This is a genomic window from Thalassotalea agariperforans (assembly GCF_053470345.1).
On record NZ_JBQMWH010000002.1, the window covers coordinates 160,694 to 179,096 of the forward strand.

At 37.2% G+C, this 18,403-nt stretch carries 14 protein-coding genes; 9 read left to right on the forward strand and 5 right to left on the reverse strand.

The features are described 5' to 3' along the window. Nucleotides 1–27 precede the first annotated feature (27 nt). The 3 genes from ACSLUO_RS03920 to ACSLUO_RS03930 all read left to right on the forward strand — a co-directional run bounded on the left by ACSLUO_RS03920 (nt 28) and on the right by ACSLUO_RS03930 (nt 5,422). A complete protein-coding gene (locus tag ACSLUO_RS03920; protein WP_448246383.1) occupies nt 28–1,875 on the forward strand; it encodes a M2 family metallopeptidase in 1,848 nt (615 codons plus the stop codon). 313 nt (nt 1,876–2,188) lie between these two features. After that, a complete protein-coding gene (locus tag ACSLUO_RS03925) occupies nt 2,189–4,306 on the forward strand; it encodes a multiheme c-type cytochrome (protein ID WP_448246385.1) in 2,118 nt (705 codons plus the stop codon). Between the two features lie 60 nt (nt 4,307–4,366). Continuing rightward, nucleotides 4,367–5,422, forward strand: coding sequence for a Kelch repeat-containing protein (locus tag ACSLUO_RS03930; RefSeq protein WP_448246387.1), 1,056 nt, complete (start codon nt 4,367–4,369; stop codon nt 5,420–5,422). A 167-nt stretch (nt 5,423–5,589) separates the two neighbouring features. Here the strand turns inward: ACSLUO_RS03930 and ACSLUO_RS03935 are convergent, their stop codons facing one another. Then, nucleotides 5,590–7,536 (reverse strand): helix-hairpin-helix domain-containing protein, encoded by a 1,947-nt coding sequence (locus tag ACSLUO_RS03935; protein ID WP_448246388.1) that lies wholly within the window; start codon nt 7,534–7,536, stop codon nt 5,590–5,592. Nucleotides 7,537–7,691: 155 nt separating this feature from the next. Then, nucleotides 7,692–8,759 (reverse strand): cell division protein ZipA, encoded by a 1,068-nt coding sequence (gene zipA / locus ACSLUO_RS03940; RefSeq protein ID WP_448246390.1) that lies wholly within the window; start codon nt 8,757–8,759, stop codon nt 7,692–7,694. A gap of 414 nt (nt 8,760–9,173) precedes the next feature. Between zipA and cysZ the strand changes: the two genes are divergently transcribed. Together cysZ and ACSLUO_RS03950 are read left to right on the forward strand one after the other, a co-directional pair. Next, entirely contained in the window at nt 9,174–9,923 is a 750-nt protein-coding gene (gene cysZ / locus ACSLUO_RS03945) for a sulfate transporter CysZ (RefSeq protein WP_448246391.1), read from the forward strand. Between the two features lie 155 nt (nt 9,924–10,078). After that, nucleotides 10,079–10,456, forward strand: a complete 378-nt coding sequence (locus ACSLUO_RS03950) for a hypothetical protein (RefSeq protein ID WP_448246393.1) — start codon at nt 10,079–10,081, stop codon at nt 10,454–10,456. A 129-nt stretch (nt 10,457–10,585) separates the two neighbouring features. On the opposite strand, the gene ACSLUO_RS03955 is transcribed toward ACSLUO_RS03950, so the two are convergent. Next, the gene (locus tag ACSLUO_RS03955) at nt 10,586–11,188 is read right to left on the reverse strand and encodes a peroxiredoxin (RefSeq protein WP_448246395.1); all 603 of its coding nucleotides are present in this window, start codon (nt 11,186–11,188) and stop codon (nt 10,586–10,588) included. 152 nt (nt 11,189–11,340) lie between these two features. Beyond that, on the reverse strand, nt 11,341–11,679 hold the full coding sequence (locus ACSLUO_RS03960; RefSeq protein ID WP_448246397.1) for a Grx4 family monothiol glutaredoxin: 339 nt from the start codon (nt 11,677–11,679) through the stop codon (nt 11,341–11,343). A 322-nt stretch (nt 11,680–12,001) separates the two neighbouring features. Here ACSLUO_RS03960 and sodB point away from each other — a divergent pair, with 322 nt between their 5' ends. The 4 genes from sodB (at nt 12,002) to ACSLUO_RS03980 (ending at nt 17,713) form a co-directional block, all read left to right on the forward strand. Further along, a complete protein-coding gene (gene sodB / locus ACSLUO_RS03965) occupies nt 12,002–12,583 on the forward strand; it encodes a superoxide dismutase [Fe] (RefSeq protein WP_448246399.1) in 582 nt (193 codons plus the stop codon). A gap of 301 nt (nt 12,584–12,884) precedes the next feature. Continuing rightward, nucleotides 12,885–14,819 carry a PrkA family serine protein kinase gene (locus tag ACSLUO_RS03970; protein ID WP_448246400.1) on the forward strand — a complete coding sequence of 645 codons (1,935 nt, stop codon included), beginning with the start codon at nt 12,885–12,887 and terminating at the stop codon, nt 14,817–14,819. 45 nt (nt 14,820–14,864) lie between these two features. Next, nucleotides 14,865–16,142: a YeaH/YhbH family protein gene (locus ACSLUO_RS03975; RefSeq protein WP_448246402.1), complete on the forward strand. Its 1,278-nt coding sequence runs from the start codon at nt 14,865–14,867 to the stop codon at nt 16,140–16,142. Nucleotides 16,143–16,156: 14 nt separating this feature from the next. Further along, the gene (locus ACSLUO_RS03980) at nt 16,157–17,713 is read left to right on the forward strand and encodes a SpoVR family protein (protein WP_448246404.1); all 1,557 of its coding nucleotides are present in this window, start codon (nt 16,157–16,159) and stop codon (nt 17,711–17,713) included. A 149-nt stretch (nt 17,714–17,862) separates the two neighbouring features. Here the strand turns inward: ACSLUO_RS03980 and greA are convergent, their stop codons facing one another. Beyond that, a complete protein-coding gene (gene greA / locus ACSLUO_RS03985) occupies nt 17,863–18,339 on the reverse strand; it encodes a transcription elongation factor GreA (protein WP_448246406.1) in 477 nt (158 codons plus the stop codon). Between the last annotated feature and the right edge of the window lie 64 nt (nt 18,340–18,403).

Below are 18,403 nucleotides of genomic sequence, written 5' to 3' on the forward strand. Positions count from 1 at the left end.
TTTAAATAATAAAAACAGGCTAATAATATGCAAGCTTTTACGAAGTATTCCCCTATTTTACTTTCAAGTATTATTTTGCTCACCGGTTGTGACCAAGCTAACACGAATGCACAAGCGAATAAGCACAACAATGCAGCATCGACACAAAATAAGCCCGCACTTACTGTGGCGGAGTTTTTAGCGGCCGTTGAACAAGAAAAAACCGAGTTAGGTATTGAAGAAGCAAGAGCGGCTTGGATCAACCAAAATTTTATTACTGACGACACTTCGCTACTGTCTGCCAAGGCCAGTCAAAAAATGACCGAAGCAAATGTACGTTTTGCCATTGAAGCGGCTAAGTTTGATGATGTCGAAGTTACGGTAGATCAACGTAGAAAGCTACAAAAGTTAAAACAAAGTATTGTTTTGCCCGCGCCACAAGACAGCCAAAAATCGGCTCGCTTAGCTAAATTAGCTACCGACATGAACAGCATGTACGGTAAAGGCAGTTATACCACCGCGCAAGGTGAAACATTAAACTTAGGTGAAATGTCGAAAATTATTGCCCATTCGCGTAACTACGATGAATTATTAGATATTTGGCAAGGTTGGCGAAAAATTAGTGTGCCAATGAAGCCTTTATATGAAGAACAAGTGACACTTGCCAATGAAGGTGCACAAGCGCTTGGCTATCAAGATTTAGGGGCAATGTGGCGGTCAAATTACGATATGCCTGCAGATGAGTTTTCACAAGAACTAGATAAACAATGGCAAAAAATAAAACCCTTGTACGATGATTTACATTGTTACGTAAAAGGTAAAATTACCGAGACTTACGGCGCCGATAAAATGCCAAGTGATGGCACTATTCCGGCCCATTTATTAGGTAATATGTGGGGACAATCGTGGGGAAATATTTATGATCTTGTGGCGCCAGATAACGCCGATCCAGGTTATGATCTGACCGAACAATTACATAAACATCAAGTTGATGAAATTGCCATGGTAAAAACCGCTGAGAAATTTTTCACCTCAATTGGTTTTGAACCACTACCCGAAAGTTTCTGGCAACACTCTTTGTTTATTAAACCTCAAGATAGAGACGTTGTTTGTCACGCTTCAGCGTGGAGTATGGACGGGCAAGATGATATTCGCATAAAAATGTGTATTGAAAAAACCGCGGAAGACTTTTCAACCATTCATCACGAACTTGGTCATAGCTTTTATCAACGAGCTTATAAAGCGCAACCGGTATTTTATCAAACCAGCGCTAATGACGGCATACATGAAGCCATTGGCGACACTATCGCTTTATCAGTTACCCCTAAATATTTAAAAGAAATTGGTTTAATTGAGCAAATTCCGGATGAGTCAAAAGACATAGGCTTATTAATGAAAATGGCCTTAGATAAAGTAGCTTTTATCCCTTTTGGCTTGTTAGTTGATCAATGGCGTTGGGGGGTATTTTCAGGCGAGATCACCCCTGAAAACTATAATAGTGCTTGGTGGCAATTGCGTAAAAAATACCAAGGGATCAGTTCACCAATTGCCCGCCCAAGCGATGCTTTTGACCCAGGAGCTAAATACCATATTCCAGGTAACACCCCTTATTCTCGCTATTTTTTAGCGCATATTCAGCAATTTGAGTTCCATCGTGCCTTATGTGACATTGCCGGTAATACTGAATCAATTCACCGCTGTTCTATTTATAATAATAAAGCCGCAGGTAAAAAATTAAATGAAATGTTAACTCTTGGCGCTAGCCAACCTTGGCAACAAGCCTATAAAATATTAACCGGCAATGAACACATGGATGCCAGTGCCATATTAGATTATTTTGCCCCACTACACCTTTGGTTGAAAAACCAAAACCAAGGGAAAACCTGCCAATTTTAAGTACAAAACCCACCTTAATTTAAGAAATAAACCATCAGTTGTGCTGGTGGTTTATTTGGCCTTTATGTTTAGTCATCCAATAGTGGGTCACTAAACGACATTGCTGATAAACTGGCTCTACTGGTAAACCATATTTAGTAACACTTAAATGTTATTCAACAATAACTTGAATAATGTATACTGCCCTTTTTTATATTATTGTTTGTCTATTATGTTCGCTTTTTTAAAAAATCATCCGTTTGGGTTTGGTAACTTATCATTCAATGCATGCTTTTTAATGCTTTTATCAATGTTATCTTTTCAAAGTTTTGCCATGATAACTAGCGATCATTCAACAGCGGCAATTGATGTCTGTACCGATTGTCATCAAGAACAGGTCCATAACTGGCAAAAATCTGATCATGCTAAGGCCATGGCACTAGCAACAAAAGACACGGTATTGGGTGATTTTAATAACGCTGAAACTAAGCACTTCACTCAAACTGCGCGTTTTTATAAAAAAGGAAACGAGTTTTGGGCTGAGCATGGTTATAACGACAAATTGCAAGCCTACAAAGTTATCTACACCTTTGGCCATTTCCCGTTACAACAATATTTAGTTGATCATGGTAATGGTAAGTTACAAGTGTTCCCGTTTGCTTGGGATAGTAGAAAAAAAGCCGATGGTGGCCAGCGCTGGTACGCTAACTATTTAGATGAAGATATTTTACCAAACGACCGCTTACATTGGTTACAACCATTGCAAAATTGGAATGGTATGTGTGCTGATTGTCATTCAGATGGTTTAAAACGTAATTATTCATCCAACGACAATAGCTTTAACACCACATGGGACAACATTAATGTTGGCTGTCAATCGTGTCATGGAAAAATGACTGAACATGCTAAAGCGCCCAAGACTAACAGCAAAAGCACTAAAATCCCTAAATACACTAATCAATGGCTAATTGAAGCTGGCAAGGCGACAGCAACATGGCAAGGCGAAAAACGCGATAATCAATTTATGGATGGCTGTTTTGCTTGTCATGCCTTGCGCTCGCCATTAACCGATGGCATTAAGCATGACCAAGCATTTTTAGATCAATTTTCACCAAGCTTTTTACAACCCAATTTATATCATGCTGATGGCCAGATTAAAGAAGAAGTGTATGTTTATGGTTCATTTTTACAAAGTAAAATGTATAAAGCAGGTGTTAACTGCTTAGATTGCCATGATCAACACACCATGAAAATTAAGCTACCTGACAACACCTTATGTGCGCAATGTCATAATAACGAAATTTTTAACAAGCCAGAACATCATGGTCATCAAGAAAATAGTACCGGTAGTTTATGTGTTAACTGTCACATGCCCGAAAACCGTTATATGGGTGTTGATGATCGCCGCGATCACAGTTTTAAAATTCCTCGCCCTCACCTGTCTGAACAATTTCAAACACCAAATGCCTGTGTGCAATGTCACGAAGAAAAGGACAATAGCTGGGCCGCACAAAATATTAAAAAATGGCACGGTAGCCCTAAAGCACTAACAAGTTCAGAGCAAACTTACATGGCATTACAGCAAGGTCAACAAGTACCTCTTGCTGCTCATCTTGCCTTGATTAATGATATCAACAGTAATGATATTATTCGTGCAACCGCCCTAAGCTTATTGCCAAACTCGACACCAACATTAACGGATCAAGATATTAAAAACTGGGTCGGTTCAAAGGTACCATTAATTCGTTTAGCGCTTGCCAGTATCGGACAAATTATTGCCCCTGAAGAAAGAACAAAATCATTTCAAACTTTATTAGATGATAAATATAAAGCGGTAAGAACCGCCGCTGCTAATCATTTAATTACAATACCTAACATTAACAAAGCTCAACTAAACAAAGCATTTAACGAGTTAGTTACGGCTAATGATGTGAGTGCTTGGCGTGGTGAAGGTAATTTAAATCATTCGATACTAGAACTGATGTCAGGTAATAACAGCAAAGCCATTGCTCATCTAAAAAAAGCAATTAATGTTGACCCTTATTTTCCAGCTAGCTATATCAACTTAGCTGACTTATATCGAAATATTGGCGATATAGAGCAAGAAAAACAAACTTATCTTGCCGCATTAAAAGCCGTTCCTAACTCAGACCTTGTTCATTACAGTTATGGCTTGTATCAAATACGCTTAAAGCAAGTTAAAAGCTCCATTGCTTCATTTACTAAGGCATTAAAGCTGCAGCCAAATAATAGTCAATACGCTTATATTTATATTTTAGCCTTAGACAATACTGGAGAGACAAAAAAAGCGTTAGCGCAATTAAAAATGATCAGTGGCCGATTCATCCATGACGGCCAGTTATTGCAATTAGGTTTAACCCTTGCGCAGAAAATGCGAGACCAACAAGCGTATCAATATTTTTATAATAAATTGCAGGCATTGCCGAGATAACCTTCTTGGCAAGCTAACACCATTTAATACCGTTTCATGTGATTACGAAGGGAATAAATTATGACAAGGTATACTGACGCGTTAAAAGTTAAGTTAAATGCGATTAATCAATTATTCATAGCAACTATTGTCTTGTTTGGTTTGATTGGTTGTACAAGCGTTGATATAACCGCTAAATCAACGGCTAAATCAACGGCTATCAACGAGATGACTTGGCAAACAGTCAACACCAAAGGAAACCTTGTAGCACGGCATGAAGCGGGCTTAGTAGGTTTTAAGGATAAGCTTTATTTATTAGGCGGTAGACGCATTAACCCTGTCAATGTCTTTGACACCAAAACAGCAACTTGGACAACAAAGTCTGCCTCACCGCTTGAAATACATCATTTCCAGCCGGTTGTTTTTGAGAATAAAATTTACATTATTGGCGCAATGACAGGGCGTTATCCCGGTGAAGTACCACTTAAAAACATTATGATTTATAACCCAAGTACAGATACATGGTCAGAAGGTGATGAAATACCAGAGCATAGACGCCGAGGTGGTGCCGGAGTTGTTGTTTATAACAATAAAATTTATCTCGTTGGTGGCATTACTGACGGACATAGAACAGGCACAGTATCGTGGTTTGATGAATATGATCCAAAAACCGGACAATGGCGAGTGCTAAAAGACATGCCTAATGGCCGTGATCATTTCCAAGCTGCGGTAGTTGATAACAAACTTTACGCTGCCGGCGGCAGAACAACCTCTCAAGTAACGAAACAAGTATTTGATTTAGTTGTTGATGAACTTGATATTTATGACTTTAACACACACGCTTGGTCAACCTCGCGCTCGCCACTTCCAACACCTCGTGCTGGTAATATAACCACCGCGATAGCAGATCAAATTTGGGTGATTGGCGGCGAATCAATGGCACATAAACCGGCGCACCATGAAACTGAAATTTTTGATATCAAAACTCAGCAATGGCTAACAGGCCCTAGTCTAAATCTTGGTTGCCATGGCACTGGCGTAGCGATTATCGATGATCATTTATGGATTGCTAGTGGCAGTGGCAATCGAGGCGGCAGCCCAGAATTGAAAAATACCGAAAAGTTGAGTTTAAAATAACCTGAACGCGGTTGAATAAGAATTTTAAAAGCGCTCTCCTCATAACAATTTAGTTTACTTTATTGTTATGAGGAAAGATTGTCATGAGTCAATTGATGAATAAAGCTCAAAGACAATGCTATGGCTTGGCTTGATTAAGTTAAGCTTGGCTTTAAGTTATGGCAACGTTAAGCAAGAATTAAAGCCAAATATTCAGCTTCGCTTATTACTTTTACACCTTTATCTCTAGCCGCATTTATTTTATTTTCACCCACTTTTTCACCCGTTACTAACAAGTCTGTTTTCCCTGAAACCGATTTTCCTACTTTGGCACCAAGCAGTTTCGCTTGTTTTTCCATATCACCTCTTGAGCCCTGAGTCATAGCGCCGGTAAACACAACCAGTTTACCTGCAATAGGAGAATCATTGTTCGCCATATCCGCTTGTTTTGGCGTAATTGTTAAGTTAAATCCTAATTCGTAAACCTTAAAAAACTCAGATCTAACATTTGCTAAGCCTTCAACAATCGCTTCAGCACTTAACAGCGCAAAACCGTCAATTTTCACCATGTCATCAACGCTAACGTCAAACAGCTCTACTAATGAATGATGCTGTAGTAGTTTTTCACAATTACCACCGGCTAAACGACTAACACCAAAAGCTGCTAGAAAACGCCAATCTTCTATGGCTATGTCTTGGCTTGCTTTAAGTTGATCGACTAAATTCTGCGCCGTTTTATCGCCAAATCCAAAACTAACAAACTTATGCTTTTTAAGTTCGTAAATTTCATGAATGCGTTTTATTCCGTATTCATGCAGTTTTTCAATCACTTTCGGACCAAAACCATCGTTATTACCTAAAGTTTTAAAAAAATGAATTAAGGTATTTTCTGTTTGTGCTGGGCAGTCGGTTTTATTTGGGCAAACTAAATGATCAGATTCCCAAATAAGGTGTGTTTGACAACTTGGACAGTGGCTCGGTAACATTGGCTCAACAGCTTTGATCACATTTTCAATTTTCGGGATCACTAAACCACTTCGCACAATTTGCACTATCGCCCCAGGGCCAACGCCCTTTTCTTTCACCATATTGTAATGATGAACGGTAACTCGGCTGATAGTAGCACCACTTAATTTTGTTGGCACAAGCTCTGCAACAGGTGAAATTCGGCCAGTTCTTGAAGTTTGCGGCGTAACACTTTGCACTTCAACTTCAGCCGATTCATCATTCACTTTAAAGGCAATTTGCCATCTATGATGATGTCTGGTTGCGCCCATATGAGCTTTGATCGCTTCATTGGTTACTTCAAAAATAACACCGTCAATATCAAAATCAACCGCATGCCAAATTTGTTCAACGATACGTTCAAAATCAGTGAGTACTTCATCAACATGGCCGGTCCAGTTATCAATTAATTGAAATGGATAAAAAACACAGGCACCTTCATCAATGGCGGTTTGGATTAAGTCATCAACTTTTTTTTCTGCAATAATTGCAGCTTGAATGTTTCTTGAGTTTTCAAAGTGCTGACTTAACACAGTATCAAAGTAGCTTTTTTTAATAACAATTTCACCCGGCCCTAAACCGCGTTCACCACTATTGGCCACTTGTAAGCCTTTAGCAAAGGCGCGGCTAATATCTTGACCTCTGACACCATCACCACGTGTATAAAGCATATTACCGTCGTCGTAGGCGGCATAACCATCTAATTTGGGTGTTACTCTAACGTAAACATCTTTATGCTCAACTCCTACTTCTTGCGCCGCTTTTAATAACCGCGTTGCCCACTTTTTAATTTCTTCAAAAGAATACGCTTTATCTGTCGATAACATTTTTTGAGGTAAAGCAACGGTTTTGCTATCAATTAACACTTCCGCTTCTACCGTTGATAAATATTCATGCTCAGGAGATTTCGCTTTTAATGCCGCATGATAAAGATCATAACTGGCGTCACTGATCAGTGGAAAACCTGAGCGATACAAACCATTGGTGGTTTTAAGTAAAAGTAATAAATCATCCGTAGACAACGCCGTAATATCGGCTAACAGTAATGATTCAATTACAGTACTTTCAACGGCTTCATTCATTTGTTGAAGAATGGTTAACTGCTCTTGAGAAAATTTTATGGCTGACATGAACGATCACCTATTAATGCATTAAAGCAAAATGAATTTTTGTTGTTATATTCAAGCTTTGCTTTTATTTGCAAGCTTGTATCGGCATATTTTGTGTTAAATTTTATAATGAAAAAAGCCTCCTGTTGGAGGCTTTAACTTAACTAAACTAAATGTTAGCTAGCTGCAATTCGATATTTTCGATCGAACTCTCTAATTTTACTGATGTAATGTTGCTCGGTTTGTTTGGTCATCACGCTACGTTTATCATCTAATAATTGACCATTAAACTCTTGTGCTAATTGTTTAGCTGCGGATAACATTTGCTCAAACACTTTAAACGCATCACCAGGGTTAGGTAAGGTCATAAATAAACTAACCCCCTGAGTCGAAAAGCTTTCCATGGTGTCTAAATCGAAGGTTCCAGGATTCATCATATTCGCTAAACTAAAGGTAATTTTACCATTACCGGCATTATCTTCATGACGATGAAAAATATTCATATCGCCAAATTTCATACCTAAAGTTAACAATGTCGGTAGTAATGCTGCACCAGAAATCATTGTTCCTTCAGGCATAACAACCGATAACACGATAACTTCCGGCTCAATATCAGCCGCTTTTTTTGGTGGCTCTGGCGCTTCGTTAACAACAGGCTCTAATTCATCTTCAAACTCTAAACCATCACCAAAGTTAATTTCAATCTGATTAACTGGCTTTTTAGGCTTATTGCGTTTTACTGTTTTTGAGATTTTTTGCGGTTTAGGTTTCTCCACCGGTGCTTGATAAACACTCTCAATTTCTGGCTCAGGCTGAGTTGTTATTTCTTCTTCTTTTTCAATAACAATAGGTTGCTGAGTAACTTCATGTTCTTGCACAGTATCTGTTAGCCCTAACTCTGGTTCTTGTGCTAACGCTTGTTCTTTTTCAACCACATCTTTAGGTAACGGCTCTTCATTAAATTCAGGCACTGGTGCTGGCTGATGAGCAATTTCATGCTCTTCTGGTGGGTGTTCAATTTCGCCAGTAAAGGCATTCGCTCCAATAATTCGTGGCTGGCTAACACCGTCTTGATCAAAGCCTGAACCATCAAAGCTACGAGTAATTGGTTCTATATTTTCGCTTTTCGCTTTTAATTTGTAGGGATTTTTGTTTTTTCTAATTTTCCACAAACCATGTAAAAGTATTGCAAAAATTGCAATTGCACTGATGATCATTAAAGCTGTTCTGATATCGTATTCCATCATCTCGCCTGTGTTATAACACTCACAAATGTCTGATATAAATTACTTATCCAGACATGAGTCAAAAAATTTTAAATCAAGAATTGTTTATTTATGCGGTTAATTATAATTTTTAGCGCATGTTAACTTTGATCGCATGAGATTAGTATTTAAATGTCACATATCAACGATAAAGTTATTAATTGCCGACAATAATAAATCGGTCTTGACTGATAAACCAGAGTAAAACGGTGAAAAATTTGATTTTTTTTTGTTAATAAATAAAACATAGCTAAGTTTGCCGGTTTTCTATTCATTTCACTAAAACTTCATCATTACTTTGATGTATTTTGTAACATTTATCGTTTCTTGAATGCATGCCATTCTATACAATCACTATATAATAAAATTCTATTTCTGTTTTATATAAAAATTATGTCAGCTCAAAAACACAATTTAGCAACAAGCGGCGCCGGTTATTTTTTTCTCGGCTTCACATTGATCCGACAAAAAGGCATCAAACGATTCGTACTTATTCCTTTAGTCGTTAATCTCATTTTATTCTTTTTTGCTTTTCAGTATCTCTATAAAAAACTTGATTATTATATGGCGGAATTAACCACTCTATTACCTGATTGGCTAACTTGGTTAAGCAGTTTATTGTGGCCATTAGCGGTGGTGGGTATGCTGATCTTGTTTTCTTTTATCTTTACCTCTGTCGCCAATTGGTTGGCTGCCCCCTTTAACGGCTTATTATCTGAAAAAGTAGAAGCGCTGTTAACGGGTGAAACACCTCCTGATGGCGGTGTTGTTGATATTATTAAAGATATTCCTCGTACTTTTATTCGTGAATGGAAAAAGTTTGCTTATTACGTTCCACGCGCTATAGGTTTTCTTCTACTCTTTTTTATATTGCCGGTAGTCGGGCAAATTATTTGGTTTTTATTTGTCGCTTGGATGATGGCAATACAATACAAAGATTACCCATTTGATAATCATAAAATATCATTTGATGATATGCGCTCAATATTACAAGCTCATAAGGGCTTAAGTTATAGCTTTGGTATCACCACCTGTATTTTTTCAATGTTACCACTGATTAATTTTATCGTGATGCCGGTGGCCATTTGTGGCGCAACCGCTTTATGGGTTGACCGTTATAAACACCTAAAATGTAACGCGTAACCAAAATTAAAGACATTCATCGGCTATAATAAAGATTGACCGAATTAAAATGACCTTTTACAGTGTTGTTAATAAGTAACATCATTAATACCTGAACACTATTAATATCGCTAGCAATAGCTGTGAAATGATGTCTTAAAATTGTGGAGCTCAAGATGGATCTAAAAAAAATAACTCGCCAATTCGGCATACTTTGTTGCCTTAGCCTCGCCAGTATCAGCGCCTTAGCAAATAGCGCGGGCAATGAAGATAGCAATATTTATGTCGCTAAATTACCTGATGCTCAAGTATTTGCTTCATTTACCGACGAGCTACCTGCCGTGCTTAATTATTTTACCACGGCGAGTAAGCAACAAGTGATTGACTTTTATACTGCCGCATACGGGGAAATACAAACTGAGCAATTAAAACGCAAGCGTTTAACCCTCACCTTTTTACATAATGGTCAAAATATTCGCATTGTGATTTCAGAGCAGAATAACAAACGCCAAGTCGATATTTTAATTAACCAGACTGAAAAATTTAATTTTTAGCAATAAAAAACCGAAACAAATGTTTCGGTTTTTTTTATTGCTAATGTTTCTAATTTTGAACATCAATTAACATCAATGAAAAAATTAGAAATTAATTAACCATCGCTCATTTATCAATGAGCAAGCTAATTATAATTTATCAGCGCTATCAGCTAAGTATGAAGCAACACCTTCTGGAGAAGCTGTCATACCTTTATCGCCTTTGTTCCAACCTGCTGGACAAACTTCACCGTGATCTTGGTGGAATTGTAAAGCATCAACAACACGAAGCATTTCATCAATGTCACGACCTAATGGTAAGTCGTTAACTACTTGGTGACGAACAACACCGTCTTCATCAATTAAGAAAGAACCACGGAAAGCAACACCTGCTTCATGTTCTACGCCGTATGCTTGACAGATTTCATGTTTAGTATCAGCAACTAAAGCGTATTTAACTGGACCAATACCACCTTCGTTTACTGGTGTGTTACGCCATGCATTGTGAGAAAACTGAGAATCAATTGAAACACCAATAACTTCAACGCCACGTGCTTTGAAGTCTTCCATACGGTGATCAAAAGCGATTAACTCAGAAGGACATACAAATGTGAAATCTAGAGGATAGAAAAATACAACTGCTTTTTTACCTTTGATCACTTCGCTTAATGTAAAGCTATCAACAATTTCTCCGCTACCTAATACGGCTGCAGCAGTAAAGTCCGGTGCTGGACGACCTACTAGTACACTCATTTTATTCTCCATTTATTATTTAAAACGTGATATTGCTACCACTATTTATTGCTTAAACCTTAGTTATTAGTTTAAGCACTGAACTTACTAATTATTAGTACAACTAGTATTGTGCTGTAATTTTATTTTTCAATACAAAATTGAAAAATAAATTATGCATCCGCTGCTGAATTGTCTTTTTCAGCCGCTTGTTTTAATAACGGTTGTAATTCACCTTGTTGATGCATTTCTAAAATAATGTCACAACCACCAATCAACTCACCTTCAACCCATAATTGTGGGAATGTTGGCCAATCAGCATATTTTGGTAATTCAGCACGAATATCTGGATTTTGTAAAATATCAACATAAGCAAATTTTTCACCACAAGCCATCATCGCTTGTGCCGTTTGAGCAGAAAAACCACAGCTTGGTAATTTAGGTGAACCTTTCATGTATAACAAAATATTATTTTCTGCAATTTGTGCTTTGATTTTTTCAATAGTTTCCATAGTAACCTCTGATATTAATTGCTATTTCATTATTTAGTGATAAATAAGGCAATATTCAATGAAATAGCGACTATTATTTGATTTTGAACTAAATTAATTCATTTAGCGCTTTAAAAATCGATGGCAAAGCGCATAATTTTCAGTAAACTATGCAGGCTTTATAAATTCTTGAGTATTTTACTAGGTTTTTAACAAAAGCAAACAACTTCTTTATTTTTGCGCAAAAATAAATAATGAATTACTGCTTAAATGAATATTTGTTTAAGTTACTCACCAATTTACTTCATAAAATTGGTTAATATTAATAGTCTTGGAGAATATAATGGCGATTGAATTACCAGCTCTTCCGTATGAGCAAAACGCATTAGAACCACACATTTCAGCTGAAACGTTATCGTACCACTATGGTAAGCATCACAATACTTATGTTGTTAAGCTTAACGGTCTTATTGAAGGTACTGATTTTGCAGGTAAGTCTTTAGAAGATATCGTAAAATCATCTGAAGGTGGTGTATTTAACAACGCTGCTCAAATCTGGAACCATACTTTCTACTGGAACAGCTTAAGCCCTAACGGTGGCGGCGAACCAACAGGCGCTTTAGCTGATGCAATTACAGCAAGCTTTGGTTCATTTGCTGACTTTAAAGCAAAATTCACTGACAGTGCAATTAACAACTTCGGTTCAAGCTGGACTTGGTTAGTTAAAAACGCTGACGGTAGCTTAGCTATTGTTAACACTTCAAACGCTGCTACGCCATTAACTGATGAAGGTGTTACTCCTTTATTAACAGTAGATTTATGGGAACATGCTTACTACATTGATTACCGTAACCTTCGTCCAAGCTACATGGAAGGTTTCTGGGCATTAGCTAACTGGGATTTTGCTTCAGCAAACTTCGCATAAGCTAATCACCTAAACAGGTATTATTAAGCCAACTTTAGTGTTGGCTTTTTTATTTCTTCAATTTTAAATTCTGTCGTTAACCTTTCAGATTTAATCATAACATATCCCTCTGCTACGCCCCTAAAGTGAAATATTTTAAAAATAATTCCAAATTAATCATCTAGTTCTGAAATTCTTGGCTAAACTTAATAATAGATAAATTAATTTCACGGTTACCGCTGTAAAACTTGTTATTTATTAATTTCAATAACAAGTAGGTTACTGAAAGTTTTTATTCTTTATTGTGAATTTGGAGAAGGTTATGAGTATTTTTCAGCACTATCAATCGCGCTACGACCAAGCCCAAGAAGAGCGATTTTCTATCCAAGAGTTTCTTGACCTTTGCCGACAAGATAAAAAGGCTTATGCCAGTGCTTCAGAGCGTCTTTTAACGGCAATTGGCGAGCCTGAGATGATTGATACCGCAAACGATCCACGCTTAAGCCGCATATTTTCTAACCGTGTTATCGCTCGTTACCCCGCTTTTGCTGATTTTTATGGCATGGAAGAAGCCATTGAGCAAATAGTATCTTACCTAAAACATGCATCACAAGGTTTAGAAGAACAAAAACAAATTCTTTATTTATTAGGCCCTGTTGGTGGGGGTAAATCTTCTCTTGCTGAAAAACTAAAAGCCTTAATGCAGCTAGAGCCCATTTATGTGTTAAGTGCTAATGGTGTCCGTAGCCCGGTCAATGATCACCCCTTTTGCTTATTTGACGCCAGTAAAGACGGTAAAATATTATTAGACGAGTACAACATTCCGGTTCGCTATTTAAGTACTATCATGTCGCCTTGGGTGTCAAAACGCTTACATGAGTTTGGTGGTGATATTTCTAAATTTGATGTCGTTAAAGTCTACCCTTCAATTTTAGATCAGCTTGCCATTGCTAAAACCGAGCCTGGTGACGATAACAATCAAGATATTTCAACCTTGGTCGGTAAAGTAGATATTCGCCAATTAGAACATTTTGCTCAAAATGATCCCGATGCTTATAGCTATTCAGGTGCCTTATGCCGTGCAAACCAAGGGGTAATGGAATTTGTTGAAATGTTCAAAGCACCAATTAAAGTGTTACATCCATTATTAACCGCAACACAAGAAGGTAACTATAACCCAACAGAAGGGCTATCTGCCTTGCCTTTTAATGGTATTTTATTAGCGCATTCAAATGAATCCGAATGGCAAACATTTCGTAATAACAAAAACAACGAAGCCTTTTTAGATCGTGTTTATATTGTCAAAGTGCCCTACTGTATGCGGGTTTCTGAAGAAGTTAAAATTTATAAAAAATTACTTGAACACAGTGAACTCAATAACGCGCAATGTGCGCCTGATACTTTAGAAACATTGGCGAAATTTTCAGTGTTGTCTCGTTTAAAAGAGCCTGAAAATTCAAGCCTTTATTCCAAAATGCGAGTTTACGATGGCGAAAGCTTAAAAGACACCGATCCTAAAGCAAAATCGTACCAAGAATATCGTGATTATGCAGGGCTTGATGAAGGCATGTCGGGCTTATCAACTCGTTTTGCTTTTAAAATTTTATCGCGCGTATTTAATTTTGATCATATGGAAGTTGCCGCAAACCCCGTACATTTATTTTATGTACTTGAGCAACAAATTGAACGTGAGCAGTTACCCAAAGAAACCGCCGAGCGTTATTTAGAATTTATTAAAGGTTATTTAACTCAGCAATATATTGAATTTATTGGTAAAGAAATTCAAACCGCCTATTTAGAATCGTACTCTGAATATGGTCAAAATATTTTTGACCGATATGTTACTTATGCTGATTTTTGGATCCAAGATCAAGAATATCGCGATGCTGAAACTGGGCAACTATTTGATCGCGCCGCCCTAAATAACGAATTAGAAAAAATTGAAAAACCGGCAGGTATTAGTAATCCGAAAGATTTTCGTAATGAAATTGTCAATTTTGTCTTACGGGCAAAAGCAAACAATAACGGTAAAAACCCGAATTGGACCAGTTATGAAAAATTACGCACGGTGATCGAGAAAAAAATGTTTTCAAATACCGAAGACTTATTGCCAGTTATTTCATTTAACACCAAAACATCAACCGAAGATCAACAAAAACACGACGACTTTGTTGAACGCATGATGACTAAAGGTTATACCCAAAAACAAGTGCGATTATTATCGGAATGGTATTTACGCGTTAGAAAATCCTCATAAGTGGTTATTTGAGTAGTTACAGCCACTGCATTAAAAGGAGGAAATATGTCGAATTTTATTGATAGACGATTAAACAGTAAAAATAAAAGTACTGTTAATCGTCAGCGATTTATTCGCCGATATAAAAGCCAGATCAAAAAATCGGTTTCCGACGCCATTAATCATCGCGGGGTAACGGATGTTGAATCGGGTGAAAGTATTACTATCGCCCGCAAAGATTTATCTGAGCCTATTTTTCATCAAGGTCAAGGCGGCGTGCGTGATCGTGTTCATCCGGGCAATGACCAATTTAGCCAAGGGGATCGTATTCCTCGCCCAGAGCAAGGACAGCAAGGCGGCAGTGGTCAAGGAGATGCTAGCGACTCAGGCGAAGGTGATGATGATTTTGTTTTTTCGATCAGTAAAGAAGAATATTTAAACTTATTGTTTGAAGATTTAGCCTTACCTAATTTAGAAAAAAATCAATTAGATAAACTTATTGAATACAAAACTACCCGTGCCGGTTATTGTGCCGAGGGCAATCCATCAAACATTGATATTGTCAAATCATTACAAGGCTCGATTGCCCGCAGAATTGCCATGACAGCGAGCAAACGCCGACAATTAAAAGAGTTAGAAGAAGCTTTAATTGTTATGGAAGCAGCGCCTGAAATTGATGCTAAAGCCATTAAACAGTTGAAATTAGAGATAGAAGCGCTAAAAGCAAAAATAGCCAAGGTGCCTTTTATTGATACCTTTGACTTACATTATCGTAATTATGCCAAACAAGCAGTGCCAACATCAAAAGCCGTAATGTTTTGTTTAATGGATGTTTCCGGTTCTATGGATCAAGCAACCAAAGATATTGCCAAGCGCTTTTATATTCTACTTTATTTATTTTTAACCCGTACTTATAAATCTATCGATGTGGTTTATATTCGCCATCATACCCAAGCTAAAGAAGTTGACGAGCAAGAGTTTTTTTATTCTCAAGAAACCGGTGGCACTATCGCATCTTCTGCGCTGATTTTAATGGATAAAATTATCAAAGAGCGTTATGACGGCGGGCAATGGAACATTTATGGTGCTCAAGCCTCTGACGGTGACAATTGGGCTGATGATTCACCTCAGTGTAAAAAACTATTATTGGAGAATATTTTACCTAAATCTCGTTATTTTAGTTACATTGAGATCACTCAACATGCCCATCAAACCTTATGGCATCAATATCAAGAAGTTGCAAACCTTAACGACAGTTTTGCCATGCGCCATATAAAATCCGTCCACGATATTTACCCAGTTTTCCGTGATTTATTCAAGAAATCTGCCGAGCAAGCAGCTTAAGTAGTGGAGTTTGCATGACTAATTTTAAAGACAGTACGCCTAAAAGTACCCATAAAAAAACAACACCATTAAGTGATAGTGCTGACTGGACATTTCCATTATTAGAGCAATACCAAACCGAAATAGCCCGGGTTGCCAAATTATATAAATTAGATACTTACCCAAATCAAATTGAAGTGATCACTGCTGAGCAAATGATGGATGCTTACGCCAGCGTTGGTATGCCAATTGGCTACAACCATTGGACTTATGGCAAAAAATTTATCCAAACCGAACAAACCTATAAACGTGGTCAAATGGGTTTAGCTTATGAAATTGTCATTAATTCTGATCCTTGTATTTCCTACTTGATGGAAGAAAATACGCTAACAATGCAAGCGTTAGTGATGGCACATGCCTGCTATGGCCACAATTCTTTTTTTAAAGGCAATTATTTATTTCAATCATGGACAGATGCAGGCTCTATCATTGATTATCTATTATTTGCTAAACAATATATTGCTAACTGCGAGCAAAAATACGGCATTGATGAAGTAGAAACCTGTTTAGATGCATGCCACGCGCTCATGAACCATGGTGTTGATCGTTACAAACGACCACAAAAAATTTCACTTGAAGAAGAGTTAAAACGTCAAAAAGACCGTGAAGCTTATTTACAATCTCAAGTTAACACCTTGTGGCGAACCGTACCTAGTGATCAAAAAGACACGCAAACACGCAAACCTAAATACCCTGCTGAGCCGCAAGAAAACATTCTTTATTTTATTGAAAAAAATGCCCCCTTATTAAAACCTTGGCAACGTGAATTAGTTCGCATTGTTCGTAAAATATCACAGTATTTTTATCCACAAAAACAAACACAAGTAATGAACGAAGGCTGGGCTTGCTTTTGGCACTATACCATTTTAAATCATTTATATGATGAGGGCTTAGTCACTGATAAATTCATTTTAGAATTTCTTCACAGTCATACCAATGTTGTTGCCCAACCAGAATATAATAGCCCTTATTATTCAGGGATTAACCCCTATGCTTTAGGTTTTAACATGTTTATGGACATTAAACGTATTTGCCAAGAGCCAACTGAAGAAGATAAGGCTTGGTTTCCTGATATTGCTGGCAGTGACTGGCTTGAAACCCTACACTTTGCTATGCATAACTTCAAAGATGAAAGCTTTATTAGCCAATTTTTATCTCCAAAACTGATGCGTGATTTTAAGTTATTTCATATTCATGATGATGAAAAAGAAAACTATATAGAAATTGCCGCTATTCATAACGAAGCAGGATATAAAAAAATTCGAAGTGCCTTATCTGAGCAATACAATTTAAGTAATTTAGAAGCGAATATTCAAGTTATTGAAGCAAACATTTCGGGTGATCGTTCTCTAACATTAGAATATACCCCACATAATGGCATTCCATTAGCTGAGTCAAAAGATGAAGTTTTAAAACACTTACATTATTTATGGCAATTTGACGTAAAACTGGTACAAAGAGATGAAAAAAATGAATTTGAAACGATTGCTAGTTGCCCTGAAGTTCCTTCAATAAAAGAAGAAACGGTTTAATTTGAGTAATACCAATTTCATTAAATTATTGCCACTTATACGGATTGGTATTAATGGAATTGATATAAAATTCACCGAAAAAAAAGTGGTTCAAGATTGAACCACTTTTATCAAATATCAAATAGTAGCAGAGCAATATAATTTTTAAATTATTTATGCTCTACCGAGATAATTTCATATTCAACCACGCCGCCTGGTGTGGTAATTTCAATTTCACTATCAACTTCTTTACCAATTAAGCCACGAGCCATTGGCGAGTTTAATGAAATACGGCCAGTTTTAAAATCAGCTTCATCATCACCAACAATTTGATAAGTCACTTCAACTTCAGTGTCAATATTTAATAAGGTAACGGTTGAGCCAAAAATAACCTTACCTGTGTTAGGAATTTTAGTTACATCAATGATTTGCGCATTACAAAGACGGCCTTCAATGTCTTGAATACGCCCTTCACAAAAACCTTGTTCTTCTTTCGCAGCATGGTATTCGGCGTTTTCTTTTAAGTCACCATGTTCGCGCGCCTCAGCAATATCTTTAACAATGCGAGGACGTTTTACTGTTTTTAAATATTTAAGTTCTTCTTTTAACTGTTCGGCACCAAGAAGTGTCATTGGATATTTTGTCATGGTTTTCTTCTTACCTTGTTTTTATGTGCTATGAAAATAATAAAGCGAATTGATGTTGGCTTTT

Bases quoted from the DNA above. Each gene is read 5' to 3' on its own strand.
- ACSLUO_RS03950 (WP_448246393.1), top strand. From the start codon at position 10,079: ATGGATCTAAAAAAAATAACTCGCCAATTCGGCATACTTTGTTGCCTT.
- ACSLUO_RS03975 (WP_448246402.1), top strand. From the start codon at position 14,865: ATGTCGAATTTTATTGATAGACGATTAAACAGTAAAAATAAAAGTACT.
- ACSLUO_RS03970 (WP_448246400.1), top strand. From the start codon at position 12,885: ATGAGTATTTTTCAGCACTATCAATCGCGCTACGACCAAGCCCAAGAA.
- ACSLUO_RS03980 (WP_448246404.1), top strand. From the start codon at position 16,157: ATGACTAATTTTAAAGACAGTACGCCTAAAAGTACCCATAAAAAAACA.
- greA (WP_448246406.1), bottom strand. From the start codon at position 18,339: ATGACAAAATATCCAATGACACTTCTTGGTGCCGAACAGTTAAAAGAA.
- zipA (WP_448246390.1), bottom strand. From the start codon at position 8,759: ATGGAATACGATATCAGAACAGCTTTAATGATCATCAGTGCAATTGCA.
- sodB (WP_448246399.1), top strand. From the start codon at position 12,002: ATGGCGATTGAATTACCAGCTCTTCCGTATGAGCAAAACGCATTAGAA.
- ACSLUO_RS03955 (WP_448246395.1), bottom strand. From the start codon at position 11,188: ATGAGTGTACTAGTAGGTCGTCCAGCACCGGACTTTACTGCTGCAGCC.
- ACSLUO_RS03920 (WP_448246383.1), top strand. From the start codon at position 28: ATGCAAGCTTTTACGAAGTATTCCCCTATTTTACTTTCAAGTATTATT.
- ACSLUO_RS03960 (WP_448246397.1), bottom strand. From the start codon at position 11,679: ATGGAAACTATTGAAAAAATCAAAGCACAAATTGCAGAAAATAATATT.
- ACSLUO_RS03935 (WP_448246388.1), bottom strand. From the start codon at position 7,536: ATGTCAGCCATAAAATTTTCTCAAGAGCAGTTAACCATTCTTCAACAA.
- cysZ (WP_448246391.1), top strand. From the start codon at position 9,174: ATGTCAGCTCAAAAACACAATTTAGCAACAAGCGGCGCCGGTTATTTT.
- ACSLUO_RS03930 (WP_448246387.1), top strand. From the start codon at position 4,367: ATGACAAGGTATACTGACGCGTTAAAAGTTAAGTTAAATGCGATTAAT.
- ACSLUO_RS03925 (WP_448246385.1), top strand. From the start codon at position 2,189: ATGATAACTAGCGATCATTCAACAGCGGCAATTGATGTCTGTACCGAT.